Source organism: Natrinema thermotolerans (assembly GCF_031165565.1).
Lineage (GTDB): Archaea > Halobacteriota > Halobacteria > Halobacteriales > Natrialbaceae > Natrinema > Natrinema thermotolerans.
In genome coordinates this window covers 2042790-2058467 of record NZ_CP101873.1, presented here as the reverse complement: position 1 = coordinate 2058467, position 15678 = coordinate 2042790, and the positions used below count along the sequence as shown (strand labels likewise).

At 65.9% G+C, this 15678-nt stretch carries 18 protein-coding genes; 8 read left to right on the top strand and 10 right to left on the bottom strand.

Annotation, left to right across the window (positions count from 1 at the left end):
* Positions 1 to 72: 72 nt before the first annotated feature.
* The gene (gene ileS / locus NP511_RS10630) at positions 73 to 3279 is read right to left on the bottom strand and encodes an isoleucine--tRNA ligase (protein ID WP_049965211.1); all 3207 of its coding nucleotides are present in this window, start codon (positions 3277 to 3279) and stop codon (positions 73 to 75) included.
* 91 nt (positions 3280 to 3370) lie between these two features.
* Positions 3371 to 4024 carry a hypothetical protein gene (locus NP511_RS10625; RefSeq protein WP_049965212.1) on the bottom strand — a complete coding sequence of 218 codons (654 nt, stop codon included), beginning with the start codon at positions 4022 to 4024 and terminating at the stop codon, positions 3371 to 3373.
* Between the two features lie 144 nt (positions 4025 to 4168).
* Between NP511_RS10625 and NP511_RS10620 the strand changes: the two genes are divergently transcribed.
* Together NP511_RS10620 and NP511_RS10615 are read left to right on the top strand one after the other, a co-directional pair.
* Positions 4169 to 4741 carry a helix-turn-helix transcriptional regulator gene (locus NP511_RS10620; protein WP_049965213.1) on the top strand — a complete coding sequence of 191 codons (573 nt, stop codon included), beginning with the start codon at positions 4169 to 4171 and terminating at the stop codon, positions 4739 to 4741.
* Between the two features lie 173 nt (positions 4742 to 4914).
* Entirely contained in the window at positions 4915 to 5934 is a 1020-nt protein-coding gene (locus NP511_RS10615) for a hypothetical protein (RefSeq protein ID WP_049965214.1), read from the top strand.
* A 155-nt stretch (positions 5935 to 6089) separates the two neighbouring features.
* Here the strand turns inward: NP511_RS10615 and NP511_RS10610 are convergent, their stop codons facing one another.
* Entirely contained in the window at positions 6090 to 6320 is a 231-nt protein-coding gene (locus NP511_RS10610) for a DUF8151 family protein (protein ID WP_006648523.1), read from the bottom strand.
* Positions 6321 to 6459: 139 nt separating this feature from the next.
* Here NP511_RS10610 and NP511_RS10605 point away from each other — a divergent pair, with 139 nt between their 5' ends.
* The 4 genes from NP511_RS10605 to NP511_RS10590 all read left to right on the top strand — a co-directional run bounded on the left by NP511_RS10605 (position 6460) and on the right by NP511_RS10590 (position 8396).
* Positions 6460 to 7167, top strand: coding sequence for a uracil-DNA glycosylase (locus tag NP511_RS10605; protein WP_049965215.1), 708 nt, complete (start codon positions 6460 to 6462; stop codon positions 7165 to 7167).
* A 32-nt stretch (positions 7168 to 7199) separates the two neighbouring features.
* Positions 7200 to 7619, top strand: coding sequence for an HIT family protein (locus NP511_RS10600; RefSeq protein ID WP_049965216.1), 420 nt, complete (start codon positions 7200 to 7202; stop codon positions 7617 to 7619).
* A 156-nt stretch (positions 7620 to 7775) separates the two neighbouring features.
* Entirely contained in the window at positions 7776 to 8081 is a 306-nt protein-coding gene (locus NP511_RS10595; RefSeq protein WP_049965217.1) for a hypothetical protein, read from the top strand.
* A gap of 84 nt (positions 8082 to 8165) precedes the next feature.
* On the top strand, positions 8166 to 8396 hold the full coding sequence (locus NP511_RS10590; RefSeq protein WP_049965218.1) for a hypothetical protein: 231 nt from the start codon (positions 8166 to 8168) through the stop codon (positions 8394 to 8396).
* On the opposite strand, the gene NP511_RS10585 is transcribed toward NP511_RS10590, so the two are convergent.
* Positions 8388 to 9416, bottom strand: coding sequence for an A24 family peptidase (locus NP511_RS10585; protein WP_049965410.1), 1029 nt, complete (start codon positions 9414 to 9416; stop codon positions 8388 to 8390). The two genes, NP511_RS10590 and NP511_RS10585, sit on opposite strands and share 9 nt — an antisense overlap.
* 235 nt (positions 9417 to 9651) lie before the next feature.
* On the opposite strand from NP511_RS10585, the gene NP511_RS10580 reads away from it, so the two are divergent.
* Positions 9652 to 10158: an HPP family protein gene (locus NP511_RS10580; RefSeq protein ID WP_049965219.1), complete on the top strand. Its 507-nt coding sequence runs from the start codon at positions 9652 to 9654 to the stop codon at positions 10156 to 10158.
* Between the two features lie 8 nt (positions 10159 to 10166).
* Here NP511_RS10580 and NP511_RS10575 read toward each other — a convergent pair whose 3' ends face one another.
* The 3 genes from NP511_RS10575 to NP511_RS10565 are packed head-to-tail and all read right to left on the bottom strand — an operon-like array spanning position 10167 to position 12174.
* The gene (locus NP511_RS10575) at positions 10167 to 10610 is read right to left on the bottom strand and encodes an arsenate-mycothiol transferase ArsC (RefSeq protein WP_049965220.1); all 444 of its coding nucleotides are present in this window, start codon (positions 10608 to 10610) and stop codon (positions 10167 to 10169) included.
* A 15-nt stretch (positions 10611 to 10625) separates the two neighbouring features.
* Entirely contained in the window at positions 10626 to 11786 is a 1161-nt protein-coding gene (arsB, locus tag NP511_RS10570) for an ACR3 family arsenite efflux transporter (protein WP_084158266.1), read from the bottom strand.
* The gene (locus tag NP511_RS10565; protein WP_006648514.1) at positions 11779 to 12174 is read right to left on the bottom strand and encodes an ArsR/SmtB family transcription factor; all 396 of its coding nucleotides are present in this window, start codon (positions 12172 to 12174) and stop codon (positions 11779 to 11781) included. The genes arsB and NP511_RS10565 overlap by 8 nt, the downstream gene beginning before the upstream one ends.
* A 140-nt stretch (positions 12175 to 12314) precedes the next feature.
* Between NP511_RS10565 and NP511_RS10560 the strand changes: the two genes are divergently transcribed.
* Positions 12315 to 12734, top strand: coding sequence for a RidA family protein (locus NP511_RS10560; protein ID WP_006648513.1), 420 nt, complete (start codon positions 12315 to 12317; stop codon positions 12732 to 12734).
* Between the two features lie 304 nt (positions 12735 to 13038).
* Here the strand turns inward: NP511_RS10560 and fer are convergent, their stop codons facing one another.
* From fer to NP511_RS10545, 3 genes are all read right to left on the bottom strand, one after another.
* Positions 13039 to 13428 (bottom strand): ferredoxin Fer, encoded by a 390-nt coding sequence (gene fer / locus NP511_RS10555; protein ID WP_006183160.1) that lies wholly within the window; start codon positions 13426 to 13428, stop codon positions 13039 to 13041.
* A gap of 356 nt (positions 13429 to 13784) precedes the next feature.
* Positions 13785 to 14969 (bottom strand): inorganic phosphate transporter, encoded by a 1185-nt coding sequence (locus tag NP511_RS10550; RefSeq protein ID WP_049965222.1) that lies wholly within the window; start codon positions 14967 to 14969, stop codon positions 13785 to 13787.
* A gap of 233 nt (positions 14970 to 15202) precedes the next feature.
* Entirely contained in the window at positions 15203 to 15628 is a 426-nt protein-coding gene (locus NP511_RS10545) for a universal stress protein (protein ID WP_049965223.1), read from the bottom strand.
* Positions 15629 to 15678 lie beyond the last annotated feature (50 nt).

Here is a 15678-nt window from a genome sequence, read left to right as displayed (position 1 = left end):
ACCGCAGGCTGGACAATCAATCTGCGAATGCAGTGGTAGCGCTGGCTTGACGAAGGAGAGATTCGGCTACTACTAGTCCGACGCCTCAGCAGCCGCCAGCGGCTCGAGCGCGATTTCCATCGTCACACCTTCGACCCCCCACTCCTTGCGGTGGCCGTCCTCGACCGCGCGGCGCTCGTCGGCACGGACTTCCTCGCTGATGAGGTCCGTGCGCTCGGCGACGAGATCGGCCACGCGGTCGTCCTCAATCGTGAGATCCAGCGCGATCCGTTCCTCGACGTCGAGGTCGAGGTCCTTACGCATCTCCTGGACCCGGCGGATGACTTCGCGGGCATAGCCCTCGCTCTCGATGTCGTCGGTCAGCGAGGCGTCGACGTAGACGACGCCGCGGTCGTCGCCGTCGAGGCCGAAGGCGGTGCCGGCGACGCCGTCGGGGGTCTGGGTGACGAAGGAAACCATCTCGTCGGTGATCCCCTCGTCGTCCTCGAGGACGTCCGAAACGGCGTCTTCGATGGCCTCGAGGCCGGGCTCATCGATGCGGGCCTCGTTGAGTGCGTTCATGACCTGCCCGGCGCGGTCGCCGAAGGCCGGCCCGAGTTCGCTCATGTCGGCCTCGGCGCTGTAGGAGAGTTCGCCCCAGCGCTCGCCGGGCGAGACGAGTTCGATCTCACGGGCGTTGAGTCGCTCCTCGAGCAGGCCGGGGTGGCGGGACACGGCCTCGACGACCCGGTCATCGTCGGCGGCGACGACGACCCGCGGGACGGGCCAGCGCAGCTTCCGGCCGGCCTGCTGACGGGCGTTCGCGCCGGCCTCCTCGATCGCACGGAGGAGCGCGACGTCGGTCTCGAGCTGGTCGTCGGCCCAGTACTCCTCGACGGCGGGCCAGTCCTCCATGTGGACGGTCGGGTGGCCGTCGTCGCCGGTCAGCGTCCCGTAGATCTCCTCGCTGATGAACGGCGCGTAGGGGGCAAGCAGCGCGACCGTCTCCCGCAGCACGCGGTAGAGCGTCGCGTAGGCGGCCTGCTTCGAATCGCTGTCGGCCTCGTCCCACATGCGCTCGCGGACCGCCTGCACGTAGAACCGCGAGACGTCCTCGACGACGAACTCGAGGAGGGCGTCGATCGCCTTGTCCTGGCGGAACTCCTCGAAGGCCGCGGTCATCTCGGCTTTCGTGGACTGCAGTCGGGCCAGCACCCACTCGTCGAGGGGCTCGAGGTGGTCGTCGACCGACTCGAGGGTCGTCTCGGTGGGATCGAACTCGTCCAACCGCATGTACGGCAGCGGGAACCGGAAGACGTTCCACAGCGTCCGGAGGTGGTTCTCCATCGTCTGCATCCCGTCCCAGTCGAAGCGCATGTCCTCGCCCTGTGGGTTGTTCGACAGCAGGAACAGCCGCATCACGTCCCGGCCGTGGCGGTCGATCGCCTCGTGGGGATCGATCAGGATGTCCTTGGACTTGGACATCGCGCGGCCGTCGGGCATCAGCGCGTGGCCGTGCATCAGGACCTCCTGATAGGGACTCTCGCCGAGCGCGGCGGTTCCCATCCCCAGCTGGGACCAGAACCAGCCCCGGGTCTGGTCGTGGGCCTCGAGGATGAAATCGGCGGGCCAGAGTTCGTCGAACCGGCTGTCGTCCTCGGGGTAGTTCAGGGTGCCCCACGAGGCGACCGAGGAGTCGAGCCAGACGTCGAAGACGTCGGGGACGCGGGTGTAGGTGGTGCCGTCCTCGGTGATCGTCAACTCGTCGACGGTGTCCTTGTGGAGGTCCACGGTTTGGGAATCGATCTCCTGATCGACCCGCTCGGCGAGTTCCTCGCGGTCGCTGATGACGATTCGATCCTCGTCGTCGTCGCGGTCCTCGGGGGTCCAGACGGGCAGCGGGATGCCCCAGTAGCGCTGGCGGGAGACGTTCCAGTCCGGCGCTTCCTCGACGAAGTCCCGGAAGCGGTTGTCGCGGGCCCACTCGGGGTGCCACTCGCTGTCCTCGATGTTGTCGAGCAGCTCGTCTTTCACGTCGGTGATCGTGATGAACCACTGGTCGGTGACGATCTGGACGATCCCCGTGTCACAGCGCCAGCAGTGGCCGTAGCTGTGGGAGATCGTCTCCGACGCGAGCAGGTCGCCGTCGGCCTCGAGGTCGGCGATGATCTCCTCGTTGGCGTCGCGGACAAACTGGCCCTCGTATTCGCCGCCCTGATCGGTGTAGACGCCGTCGCTGCCGACGGGACAGAAGATCGGGAAGCCCAGTTCCCGGCCGCGCTCGAAGTCCTCCTCACCGTGGCCGGGCGCGGAGTGAACGAGGCCGGTCCCGTCGCCGTGCGTGTCGACGTAGTCGGCCGCGTAGACCTCGCATGCTCCCTCGTGGTCGGGGTGGGCGGGGACGCGATCGGCCATCGGATGGTCGTAGGCCCAGCCGAGCAGGTCCTCGCCGGTGTGTTCCTCGACGACCTCGTAGTCGTCGTACCGGCCCGCTTTCAGCACGTCCTCGAACTTCGGCTCGGCGACGTACAGCAGTTCCTCCTCGCCGTCTTTCTCCGCGCGGACGCCGACGTAGTCGCCCTCTTCGTCGACCGCGACGAAGGTATTGGCGGGAATCGTCCACGGCGTCGTCGTCCAGATGACGAGTTTCCCGTCCCGATCCTCGAGGTCGAACTTCACGTAGACCGAGGGGTCCTCGACGTCCTCGTACTCGACCTCGTTGTTCGCGATCGCGGTCTCACAGCGGGGGCACTGCGAGATCGAGCGGTGGCCCTTCTCGACGAGCCCGCGGTCGGCGGCGTTCGAAAAGCCCCACCAGGCGGCCTCCATGTACTCCGGTTCGACCGTCCGGTAGGGGTCGTCCCAGTCCATCCAGACGCCGAAGTCCTGGAAGTCCTCCTGGAGGCCCTCGAGCTGCTCGTCGGCGTAGTCCTTGCACTCCTGGATGAAGTTCTCCTCGCCGAACTCCTCGATGTCCTTCTTGTTCTCGAAGCCGAGCCGCTCCTCGACGCGGGTCTCGATGGGGAGCCCGTGCATGTCGTAGCCCGGGCGGTCGGTGACGTCGTACCCCTGCATCCGGAAGAAGCGGAGGTAGACGTCCTTCAGCGACTTGTTCCAGGTCGTCCCCATGTGGGCCGATCCCGACGTGTACGGCGGGCCGTCGACGAAGAAGAACGACTCACCGTCCGACCGATGCTCGACCGTCTGCTCGTAGGCGTCGACGTCGTCCCAGTACTCGAAGACCCGCTGCTCGAGTTCGTGGGGGTCGTACTGGTCGTCGACCTCGGCGAACCTGCTCATACCCGACCTAATCGCCTCCGGCAGTAAAGAGGAATCGATATCGCGGGTCCCGCGCTAGCCGCAGTGTCGGCTCGGCGTCGTGGCGGGCAGCTCAGTCCGTGACGACGACGACCCGCTCGGCCGCCAGATCGACCTGCGCTTCGTATCGCACCTCGTTCGAGTCGGGATCGCTGATCGCGACGGTGACGTCGTCCTCGGCGTACGTCTGCTCGGCCGGCGAAACCACGACTGCGTCGGCTCCGCGCTCGACGGTGAAGTCCCCGGATTCGCCGGTGAACGTCCGGGCCGTGGTCCCGTTTTCCGCCTCGACGGTCGTCGGCCCCGAAAGGGAGACCGACGTTTGCTGCATCGAATCGGCGTGGATCCCCTTGATGGGTTCGACCGCGAGTTCGTACTCGTCCATCGATTCGAGCCGCCGCGTGACGGTCTCGTTGGCGCGCGCGATCTCGAGCGCGCGGTCTCGTTCCGCGTCCGTCAGCGGATCGGCCGGCTCGGAATCGACGGTCAGCCGACCGTCGGCCGCCGCGATCTCGATCGATTCGGTTCCGGAGACGTTCTCGAGGACGGTGACCTCGCTGTCGCCGTCCGAAAACGTCACCCCGTTCTCGGAGACGCTGAACTCGCCGCCGGAGCCGGTCGCGATCGGGTCGCCGAGTCCGACGGCGGCCCCCGCCCACGCCGTTCCGACGCCGAACGACGCGAGAGCGAGCAGCGCGATCAGCCGGACGGCGACGGGACGGTTCATACGTTCTCCGTTGTCCGGAAGCCCTCATCAACGTTGTGTCGAAACTCGTTTGAAACGCGTTTCAAGCGCGTTTCAGTGGTGTTTCACGGCGGTTCTCCCGGTCAGAATCGGTGGTCATTAGGAGACGTGTTCGAATGGCGAACTATGAATCTGCGGGCCCTCCACACGAGACAACTCTTTGCGGCGGTCCTCTTTCTCGCATCGACGGTCGTACTGGCGATCCAGCTGATCAACCCGTCGCCGGTCATGGTCACGGTCGGCGAAAACGGGACCGAAGTCGCCGAGTTGGGCGGTTACTTCGAATACACCGACGTTGCAGTAATCGCGATCGCGGCGTGTTCGCTCGGTGCGAGCGGCACGTACGTCCTCCTCGGCGGGTCTGTCGGGGACCCGGCGAGCGCACGGGAACGGCGAACCGGCGACGGGGACGTAGCGGGGCCGGCTCCCGTCGAGACGGAACCCGACGGTGAACCGAGCGACGAACTCCTCGAGGCCCGCCGCCGGGAGTGGGAGGAGACGGCCGAGCGGCTCGCGAACAACGAGCGGACGATCTACGAGACGCTGCTCGAGGCCGACGGCGTGTTGCCCCAGAGCGAGATCGTCGAGCGGACCGACCTCTCGAAAGCGACCGTCAGTCGGGGATTGGACGGGCTCGAGACCAAGAACCTCGTCGAGCGGAAGCGCCGCGGGATGGGGAACACGGTCTTGCTGTTGTAGCCACAACCGGCGTATCGGCCGAAATTCGGCCCGTAACCGTTCCGAAACACGTTTTCAACGGGTGACTAAGGGGGCTTTCAAACGACCCGTAACCGGGCGGCGCGAACGACCGACCCGACGAACGACCGACGCTCGTCGACGGCCGGTCGACGCGCTCGCCCGAGAGAGACATCATGCAAACGAAAACGAAACTGACCGCACTCGCGCTCGCAGTGTTGCTTGCCATCGGGACCGGTGGCATCGCCGCCGCGACCGGCGCGAGTTCCGGGACTGACGAACTGGCCGACGAACCGCACCACCAGTCGACGGTCGACGTCGACGGATACGAGTTCACGGTTTCGACCGAAGACGACGGGTTCGGCGCGGATCGAACCGCCGACCTCGAGGCGATACCGGCGATGGTACTGAACGACGACGAAGCCGGGGACTGGCTCCGCGATCACGTCGGAACGGACGACGACCTCGTCCTCGAAGTCTACGGCTCGCTACAGCGAGACGACGACAGCGCACACGTCCGTATCCATCCGGACCGAACGGCCGAACACGGGGACGCGCGTCCCCTGCTGGAGGCGACGGTCGACACCGAGACCGGCACCGTCGACGTCGTCGGCACCGACACCGAGCCCGTCGAGTCGGCTCACCGACTCGAGGCCGCCGAATCGACCGATATCGACATGTCCGACCGACGGGTCACACTCGTCGATGACGGCGCAGTCGTGGACGAACTGACGACTGACGTGGTGTCCACCGTGGAGTCCATCACCCGGTTCGACATCCGATCGGTAGCGGCCGTCGACGACGGGGAGACGTTCACCGTCGATACCGACGCCGACGACACCGATCGAGCGACGACCGACGCCGATCTCGCGGTCCGCGATCCGAACGATGAACTGACCGACGCCGAACTCGAGACGGTTCGAACGCTCGTGACGAACGACGAAGCGGCGACGGAGCGGTTACGGGATCGGTTCCCGACCGCCGAGACGATCACGCTGACCGTCCACGGCGTCGAGCCGAGCGGAGACGTACACGTCGACGCTACTGCACCGGGTGACAACCCCGAGACGGCAGTCGTCGTCTCCCCGTCCAGCGGCAACGTGTCGGTCGATGCGGCTACGCTGCTCGAAGCCAGTGAGAGTAGCCGGATCGACACCGATGGCTCGACGGTCGTCTGGAAAACCAACGCAGCGTAACTGACCGGCGTCCACTGACGACCGGCAAGCGGAATTCGAAGCGGCGCTCACGACGATCGCACGACGGACGTGCGATCGGCCGTGACGTACTGTCAGCGGCTGGTCGGTAGAGCAGGTGCGACGCGGGGTTCAAAATAGACCGGCGAACGGACGACTCAGACGTACTCCGAGAGGACCTTCTGGTAGCCGACGCCGTACGCACCGGCATACAGCATGAGGCCGCCGAGCGCGCCGAGCCACAGGGCGATCATCGCCTCGCCGGTACCGAGGTGTTGGAGACTCGCCTGCTCGACGAGGACGCCACCGACCGTCAAGACGCCGGCGACGACGGTATACAGGACCAGTTGCAGTGATTCCGCGAGCAGTTCCGGGCCGAGGGATGTCATTAGGACTTCTCTACCCACCCACCCAACGTAAACCTGTCCCCTCGAGTGCGACGCATCCACACGGTCGGCGACGACTACTCGACCGGCAGCCGCAGCCGGGAACCGACTCGGCTAAACCGCTGGGAACGTAGTCCGGACCGTGCCCGCGTCCGATTCCGAGGCCGACGCCGACGACGGGTCGGCGACCGGCGACGATCCCGCCGTTCCGACCGAGCGCAACGTCCTCGAGCCCGACTGTACGCGCTGTCCGAAACTGGCCGAGAGCCGCGAATGCATCTCGTGGGGGACCGGCCCGCTCGACGCGAGCGTCGTGGTCGTCGGCGAAGCACCCGGCTACGGGACCCCCGACGCGGACCGCTGGCAGGGCGGCAACTGGACCGGGAAGGCCTACACCTCGCGCCATTCGGGCCGACGCATCCGCCAGATGCTCGCCGACGTGGGCTACGGCGACGACGCCTACTACACGAACGCGGTGAAGTGTTTTCCAGCAGATCCGGACGACCCCACCACCAACCGCGAGCCGACGCCCGAGGAACGAACGAACTGCCGATCGCATCTGCTGACCGAACTCGAGGAGATCGATCCGACGGTCGTCCTCGCGACCGGCAAACACGCGACGAAGACGGTACTTTCGGCCGAAGGACGGGACCTCGAGGGGTTTCTCGACAGCGTCCTCGAGCCGGTGTGGTGTGACCGCCTCGGCGTGTGGCTCGTACCGATCCTCCATCCCTCGTATCAGGACGTCTGGATCGGCCGGCTGGGATACGAACCCGAAGAGTATCTCGCGGCGATCCGCGAGACGCTCGACGACCTGTGTCGTGGCCGGGACAGCGGTGGCGGCGAGTAAGCTTCTTACGACGAGACGACACATACCCGCGTATGAGTACGATCTTCAGCCAGATCGTGGCGGGGGAGATCCCCGCACGGATCGTGTACGAGGACGAGACGACGATCGCCTTCCTGGATGCCAATCCGCTCGCGCCGGGCCACACGCTCGTCATCCCGAAAGACGAGTACGAGCGGCTGAACGACGTCCCCGACGACGTCGCCACGGACCTCTACGAGACCGTCCACCACATGGTCCCCGTCGTCGAGGACGCGGTCGACGCCGATGCGACCACCGTCGCGTTCAACAACGGCGAAGAAGCCGGCCAGGAAGTACCCCACGTCCACTGTCACATCGTCCCCCGATTCGAGGGCGACGGCGGCGGCCCGATCCACGCCGTCGCGGGCGACCGCCCGGATCTCGACGACGACGAACTCGACGACATCGCTGACGACATCGAGTCCAGCGCCTGAGATCGGCGGCTCAGTTCTCGCCGTCGCTCGAGCGGCCCACCCGCTCGAGCGCGCCGGCCACGTTCCGTGAGCGGAGCGCTCGTCCCTCGGTCGTCCGCCGCCGGCGAATATATTCGTCCCGAGGGCTTTGCACCGTCGCCCCGAGGTCGGGAACGAATGAGCGATCGGGAGGAGACCCTGCGGGAGCTGGCGGCGCGGCTGTGCGAGAAGGAGGTCGTCGCCGACGCGTTCGTCGCGAAGAGCTTCACCGACCACCACCTGCTGGTCGACCTCGAGGACGGGGAGTCGATGCCGACGGAGATCCGCGAGCTGCTTGCGGCCCACGACCTTCGTGGGGCGAACGCGGAGTACGACACCGACGCGGATGATCCCTCGTTCGCGGGCGAGTTAGAAGACGGAACGCGTCACCAGTTCGTCGATACCGAAACACGGGGTGACCACCAGTCCTACGTCGTGGACTGACGGCGGTGCCGTCGGTGGACGACCCGTTGGCTGCCACGGTATGGCTGTCGTGACGTTTTTGCCGTCCGCACGCGACGCTGGCGTATGGCCTTCGCCGGCATCGTCGCCCAGTTTCGCGCCCACCCCGTTGCCACCGTCCTCGAACTCGGCAGCGTCCTCGTCTGCTGTCTGCTGTTTGCCGGTACCTTCGTCCTGCTCTCGACTGGCGTGCCGACCGGGCGGGGCGACCCGTGGCTCGTCCTGATCGGGATCGGTGTCGCGTTCGTCCTCTTCTGGACGGCGCTGGTGCCGCTCTACGAGCGGACCCTAGAGTAGGGTCCCAAGCAGCAGGTCGCCGTAGACCAGTGCGATCACCAACCCGGCGAAGATTGGCACCAGGAACGGCGTCCCCGGCGAGATCCAGACCGTCTCGTTTTCGCATAGCACCGCGAGTCCCTCCCGGAGCGTCTCGGGCGTCGTCCCGTAGGCCGAGCCCTCGATGTCGTCGAGGAACGCCTCGGCACCCCACGGATCGTCGACCGTGGGCGCTCCCTGCGGGTCGGTCGCCGCGGTCACGGCCGTCTCGGTTTCGGCCCCCTCGAGCGCGCCGCCGTCGCCCCGGAGATCGGCGTCGGCAGTCACCGCACCGTCGGTCGGCGGGTTCGGCTCGTCGGGGAGGGTGGCGGGGTCGCGGTACCGCTCGGGGGCTTCGCGCAACTGCGCCAGCGAGAGCCCCCGCCAGCGCAGGTACATCCGCAGGGCGTCGAGGTCGAGGCCGCCCCGCGAGAGCCCCGTCGGCGTCTCGAGCAGGCGGCCGTGGGTCTCCGGAATCCGCTCCCACGGGACCGGCCAGCCGACGAGCATCACGGGCGCGATCCGGCCCGCGGCGGCGTTGCGGATCGCCAGCACGACCGGGAGCGCGACCGCGACGAGGACGGCGTTGGTCAGGATCGTAAACGAGAAGGCACCGATCCGGGTCGGCTCGAGCGGCAGCGTCACCGGCCCCAGCGCGTACTCGGGGAAGGTCGGGAACAGGACCGCGAGGACGAGTAAGGCCTTCGCGTCGGCCCCGCCGAAGCCGCCGACCCACCAGAACAGGTAGGCGATGGGGACGACCAGCCCCAGGCTGATCGCCGTCGGGACGAGGAAGTCGTAGCTCCAGGCGGTCCCGCCGGCGACCCACGCCAGTCGGGCGTCCCAGAGCAGCAGGACGGCCCCGAGGAGCGCGAGGGGGATCCAGACGGTACTCGAGACGCGCCTGGTCTCGATGTCGCGGTAGGCGGTCCAGGCGAAGACGGGGACGGCGACGAGTCGAAGGAGGTCCGGCCCGGTCGCAACGGTACCAGCGAGCGTCACGGGCGTCCCTGCGAAGCGCGGTGCCGTTACGTTTTCGGCCTCCGGGCGGCATCGGGGGCGACCGCGACCGTACCGGTTTCCCCGGGTGTGCCGGTATCGGACAGCGAACCGGCCGGGAACTGAACGCAAGAGCAGCGGTGGTCGCTCACGGTCGAATTCCGACACCGGCTCGCGCGTTCGGCCGGTGATCGTCACAGCAAACGGCATATCCGTCCGTCCCCCGAACGCCTCGAGCATGAGGGACGGCGCGGCCTTCTCGACTCTGTACACCGGCGTCTTACTCGCGGTACCGGGCCTGCTGGCGTGGGTGACCGGGCAGGCACTGCTCTTTCCGAGCCTGGGGCCCACGGCGTTCCTGCTGGCGACAGTTCGGGAGGGAGAGGTGACCGCGCCGCGGCGGGTCATCGGCGGCCACGTCGTCGGGATCGTCGCCGGGCTCATCGCCTACCACACCATCGCGCCCGGCCTCGCGGTCACGACGGCTGCACCGATGTTCGCGGTCGGCCAGCTACGGCTGGTCACGAGCGGCGTCGCCGCCGTCGCACTGACCGCGGGTGGGATGCTCGCGACCGAGACGGTCCATCCGCCGGCCTGCGCGACGACGCTGATCGTCTCGCTGGGGCTGCTGGCGTCGCCGCTCGAGGGCGCGCTGATCGCGCTTTCGGTCGTCGTCCTCGTCGGCGCACACGAACTGGTCACCCACGACCGCCCGTTCCGGGAATACGTCCCGGTCGGGCGCTAGGGGAGTTCTCAGGGCGCGTCGTCCAACTCGTCGAACAGCGCCGTAACCCGGCGCTCGATCTCGTCGCGGATCTCCCGTACCGCCTCGGGGTCGCCGCCGTCCGGATCGGGCAGCGCCCAGTCGCGGACGTCGACGCCGTCGACGTCGCCCAGCTCGAGCGTCGAACAACCCATCGTCGCGACGTAGTCACACGAGCGGAGTTCCTCGGTGGTGACCTCCTGCGGCGTTCGGTCGGACAGGTCGAACTCGAGTTCGGCCATGGCGTCGATCACGCCCGCGTGAACCTCGTCGGCCGGGTCCGTGCCGCCGGTCAGAATCTCGAGGGAGTCCGCGAGGCCGCGACGCTCGCGTTCGCGCTCGGCGAAGGCGGTCGACATCTGGGAGCGGCCGGCGTTTTGCACGCAGACGAAAGCGATGCGGATCGGGTCGTCGGAGTCGGTATCGGTGGTCATGGTGTGTTCTCGTAATCAGTCGTCGGTCGGTGTCTCTCGCGGTGTCGGCTCGAGGCTCCCCGTATCGCGCTCGCCCCAGTCGAACCGGCGCTGGAAGTACAGCGCGACGTTGACCAGCGCGAGCAGGACGGGGACCTCGATGAGTGGGCCGACGACGGTGGCGAAGGCGACGCCGGAGCCGACGCCGAAGACGGCGACGGCGACGGCGATCGCGAGTTCGAAGTTGTTCGAGGCCGCGGTGAAGCCGATCGCGGTCGTCGTCGAGTAGTCCGCGCCGATCCCCCGGCCCATCCCGAAGCTGATGAGGAACATGACGACGAAGTAGATCGTCAGCGGGACGGCGATCAGCAACACGTCGGCAGGCGCGGCGACGATGTTCGCGCCCTGCGTGGCGAACATCACGACGATGGTGAACAGCAGGGCGACCAGCGTGAGCGGGTCGATCGTCGGGACGAACTCGTCGTCGTACCACTCCTCGCCTTTGGTTCGGGTCCCCACGTAGCGAGTGAGGATCCCGCCGGCGAAGGGGATGCCGAGGAAGACGACGATCGCCCGGAACACCTGTTCGGGCGAGACGTTGAACGTCGTGATCTCGGCCGCGAGCGCCTCCATTCCGAGCAACGGCGGGAGGACGAGCGCGAAGAACCAGACGTACACCCCGTAGGTGACGATCTGGAAGAGGCTGTTAAAGGCCACGAGGCCGGTCACGTACTCGGTCGAGCCCTCTGCGAGTTCGTTCCAGACCAACACCATGGCGATACACCGGGCCATCCCGATGAAGACGAGCCCGAGGAAGTACTCCGGACGGGCGGGTAGGCCGGGCACGAGCCCGCTGAAGAAGAAGACCGCCAGTCCGAACATCAGCGTCGGCCCGATGAGCCAGTTCTGGACGAGGCTCAGACCCAGCACCCGCCAGTTGCTGAAGACCGTCGGGAGTCGCGAGTAGTCGGCCTTCGCCAGGGGCGGGTACATCATCGCGACGAGTCCGATTTCCACGAGGTGCAGGTCTCGAATCGGCTCGGTCACCGACGGCGCGACCTGCCCCAGGCCGACGCCGACGATCATCGCCGCGAAGATCCACACGGTGAGATACTTGTCGAGGAAATCCATCGACCGCGGATCCCCACAGCCCTCACAGTCGCAGTTCGGTCCGTGGTCGTGTGACCCGCTACTCATCCACGCTCCCCTCGAGGACGGTCACGAGCGCTACGGCGCGGTTGGTCGCCCGGTACTTCTTCCAGCGGCCGTCCTTGCGGCCCTCGACGAGGCCGGCCTCGACCAGCCCCGAGAGCGCGTGACTGAGCCCGCTCTCGGTAACGTCGACGACCGCGTGGAGTTCGCAGACACAGAGTTCTGCCTCTGCGGCGACGAGAACGCGAACGAGCGTATAACGCGTCTCGTTGGCCAGTGCGGAAAGAACGTCGAGTTCGGTGTTGACCTGTTCCGGCCCGATCGCTGCCTCGAGCGTACTGAGTTCGTCGAGCCGTTCTTCGACATCTTCGCTGCGACACTCCCCGAGTTCGTCCTCGAGATATCGTTGGAGTCGCTCCGTCGCTCGTGCCATCGCTAGTTGGTTGAGTAGTAGCTCAATTAATGCTTCCGGTAGAAATCCATGCTAGTGGAAAGAGCCCTATATAGCGGGCATAGGACTAGAGTGTTGGAATCAGCCGAATACTTTTAGTTGAGCATTTTCTAAACTGTCATATGGAGAATCAGCAGAGAGGCGAGTCTCGTCTCGATCGTGTCAGTGAAAGCAGTCGGAAGCAACGGGACGGAGCAGAATTCGTCGGTGCGTTCGGGAAGAAAACCGGGAGTTCCGATCTCGTCTTTCTCGAGGGGTTGCTCCCAGAACGGGACGGTGAGGTCGCTCGTAGGGAACCGCCGTCACGGCAGCTAGAAATCTGTCTCCAAACGCTCAAAGCGGAACTGGACCGGTATGGCAAAGACCCGTCAGACGTTCTTCAATTAACGGTGTATCTCACAGACATGGATGCGTACGGGGAAATCAATGACACGTACGAGCAGTTCTTCGAGACGACATGCCCCGCACGTACGACGGTGGGCGTCTGTGAACTCCTCGGAGGGGCAGCAGTGACCGTTGACGGTGTTATCGCCATCGAATGAACGCGACGTTCGCGTACGCCCGTACCGAATCACCCCGTTACGTTCGACGCGGTAAACAGTGGGAGACTACTGATACCGTAGCGGTCGCCGTCGAAGCGGTAAATCGGTGATGGAATCGTGGAATTCGCCGAAGATGGGGATACTCTCGGGCGGAATCTCGTCCGTACCTGACTGAGAACGGCTGCCGGCAGTTCCTGTCGTCGCCGGAGACACGGTAGAAAAGAGTCGAGACTACCCGCGGGTTGGGCGGCACTTGTCGGTTCGAAAAAACGTTGTTGTGGCCACGATGTGGCCCGCTCAAATTTTAAATGACGCGGTTCTGCAGGTAGTCGAGGTGCTTGGCGTTGTAGACGATCTTGACCTCGTCGGTCTCGGGCGAGCCGATGCAGGTCAGGCGGACGTTCTTCTCTTCGACTTCCTCGTCGGAGAGGATCTGCTGCATGTCCATGTCGATCTCGCCCTCCTTGACGATCGCCGCACAGTTCGCACAGGCACCCGCGCGACACGAGAACGGCCAGTCGTAGCCCTGGGCCTCGGCCGCCTCGAGGATGTATTCGCCCTCGGCGACGTCGAGCGAGCCGTAGTCCTCGTCGTCGAGGCCGGCGTCTGCGGCCTCGTCGAAGAGGTCCTCGTCGTCCATGTCCCAGCCGTGGTCGTCCAGTACTTCGTAGTTGAGGTATTCTACCGTGGGCATCAGTCTTCGGTTCGGGTCCCGCACTGGTATAGCTTGCTGTTCAGTCCTAAATTGTCTATGAGTCAGAATCGACTAATTCGAAGGAAAGAATCCCCGTGTTCGTTATAGAATCGGTGGATAGGAACGAGAAGAAAAAGAAATGTCGGAAAGAACCCGCCAAATGGTGGTGGTATTTGCCGAATCCGAAACCCGCCGCTGTACGGACATGAATCGTTGCTGGTCGCCGTCAGCGACGGCTCCGGATCGCGTACGGTCCGGCCACAGCGGGACGACGGAACGAACGTATCGAACAATCCGGCCAAAACGGAGAGACCAATGAGAGGGTACGCGACGAACCGACCGGGACCCGCGGGCGGTCAGAACCCGAAGATCGGGACGAACCGGAAGGTGAAGTAGGCCCCGATCGTCGAGATGGCCGGGACGACGTTTTGCATCAGGATCACGCGGGCGGTCGTCGAGGGATCGAATAGATCCGACGCCTTCGGGATGTCCTCGACGTCTTCCTCGCCGATTTCGGGGGAGCGTTCGCCCTCCGCTTCCGCGGTCAGCGCGCCGACGGAGACGCGGGTTTCCTCGCCGCGGGCGGCGTCGGACAGCGTCGTCGTCCGGGTGGCTCGCCCCCAGCCCAGCCCGACGATGCTCATCGTCGCGATGACGACGAAGCTCGCGGGGATCCCGATCCACGAGAGGCTGACGACGATCCCCGAACTGATAACCGCGACGACGATCGCCGCGGTCAGCGGGAGGTTCGTGATGTCGCTCCCGAGCGTGTCGAGGGTCCGGCGAGCGATCGTGAAACAGCCGACCGCGACCGCCGCACAGCCGATCAGGATCAGCGGCACCATGTCGACGTCGCCGGTGCCGTAGATCGGCGCGATCGCGTTGGCGATGTTGCTCGTCCCGGACGCAAAGCCCATCAGACACCCGATGGCGACGACAGTCAGTGCGCCGGTGATTTCCCGGCGGTCGGCATCGGCGCCGAACTGGAGCCGCGGGACGAGCCCCGACCGGTCGATCGAGACCATCGGCCGGCCCTCGTCTTTGGATTCGATGGCGATCCAGGCGTTGATCTGCGGATAGAAGTATCGTCCGACCACGCCGGCCACCCAGAACCCGATGATCGGCGCGACGATCCACCAAACGGCGATTTCGCCGAGTTCGTTCCAGTTGAGTTCGCCGGTCGCCATCCCCAGCGCGGCGATAGCGCCGACCGCGGTCATCGACGTCGAGGCGGGGACGCCGGCGTAGTTGCCGACGAACAGTGCGCCGCCGATAAAGAAGAGGACGGCGACGTTCGAGCGCAGCGTGAAGATCGAGGTGTCGGTAACGAGTTCCTCGCCGAGCGTCGTAACGACCTGCGGACCGATGGTGTAGGCCCCGACGAAGAAGAAAATCGACATCAGGCCGGCGGCCATCACCTTCGTGATCACGTTCGCGCCGACGGCCGGCCCGAACGCGGGGCCGGTCGTCGAGCCGCCGATGTTGTAGCCGACGAAGATGGCGGTGAGGATCCCGACGATAAGCAGCGGTTCCGCGTTCACGGTCAGTAGTCATGCGATCGGATATTAAAAATACGCCTATTCATCGCGCCGGTCGTCCGCTCGTGTCGTCAGGGAAGGAACTCGCAGCTGACGGAATCGGCGCGCGTCTGCTACAGTCACGACGGTGGATCACACCACGGGACCGCGCGCTCGAGCGAGTCGCGGAAGGCGGCGAGCGGGTCGTGATCGATCGCCGTGCCGACCGGCGGGTCGTCGGCCCGTCGGCCCGCGGCTTACCGGACGACGACGACCGGAACCGGGGAACTCCGGAAGACCTTCTCGGCGACGTTGCCAACGAAGATACGATCCGCGACGGATCCACTGTGAGTCCCGATAACGACCGTCTCGTAGTCGTCCGACCGGTTGATGATCGCACGCGCGGGATGGCCGAATTCGATCGCGGTCTCGAGTTCCGCGTCGCCGTCGGCGTCCGCGACGATGTCGCGTGCGCGATCGAACACCTCTTTCGCGCGTTCCTCCGCCGCTTCCTCGAGATCGTCGGCGAGCGCGAGCCCCGTCGCGTGTCCCCACATCTGTGACGGTTCGCCGACGACGTGTAAGGCGGTTATCTCGGCGTTCGGGAAGACCTCGAGGGCGTACTCGAGGGCACGGTCGCTCATTTCCGAGTCCTCCATCGGGACCAGGACACGTGAGACCATACGTCCCCTTCACCGTTGGGACGAATAAACACGCGGGGGCCGGGTCGAGC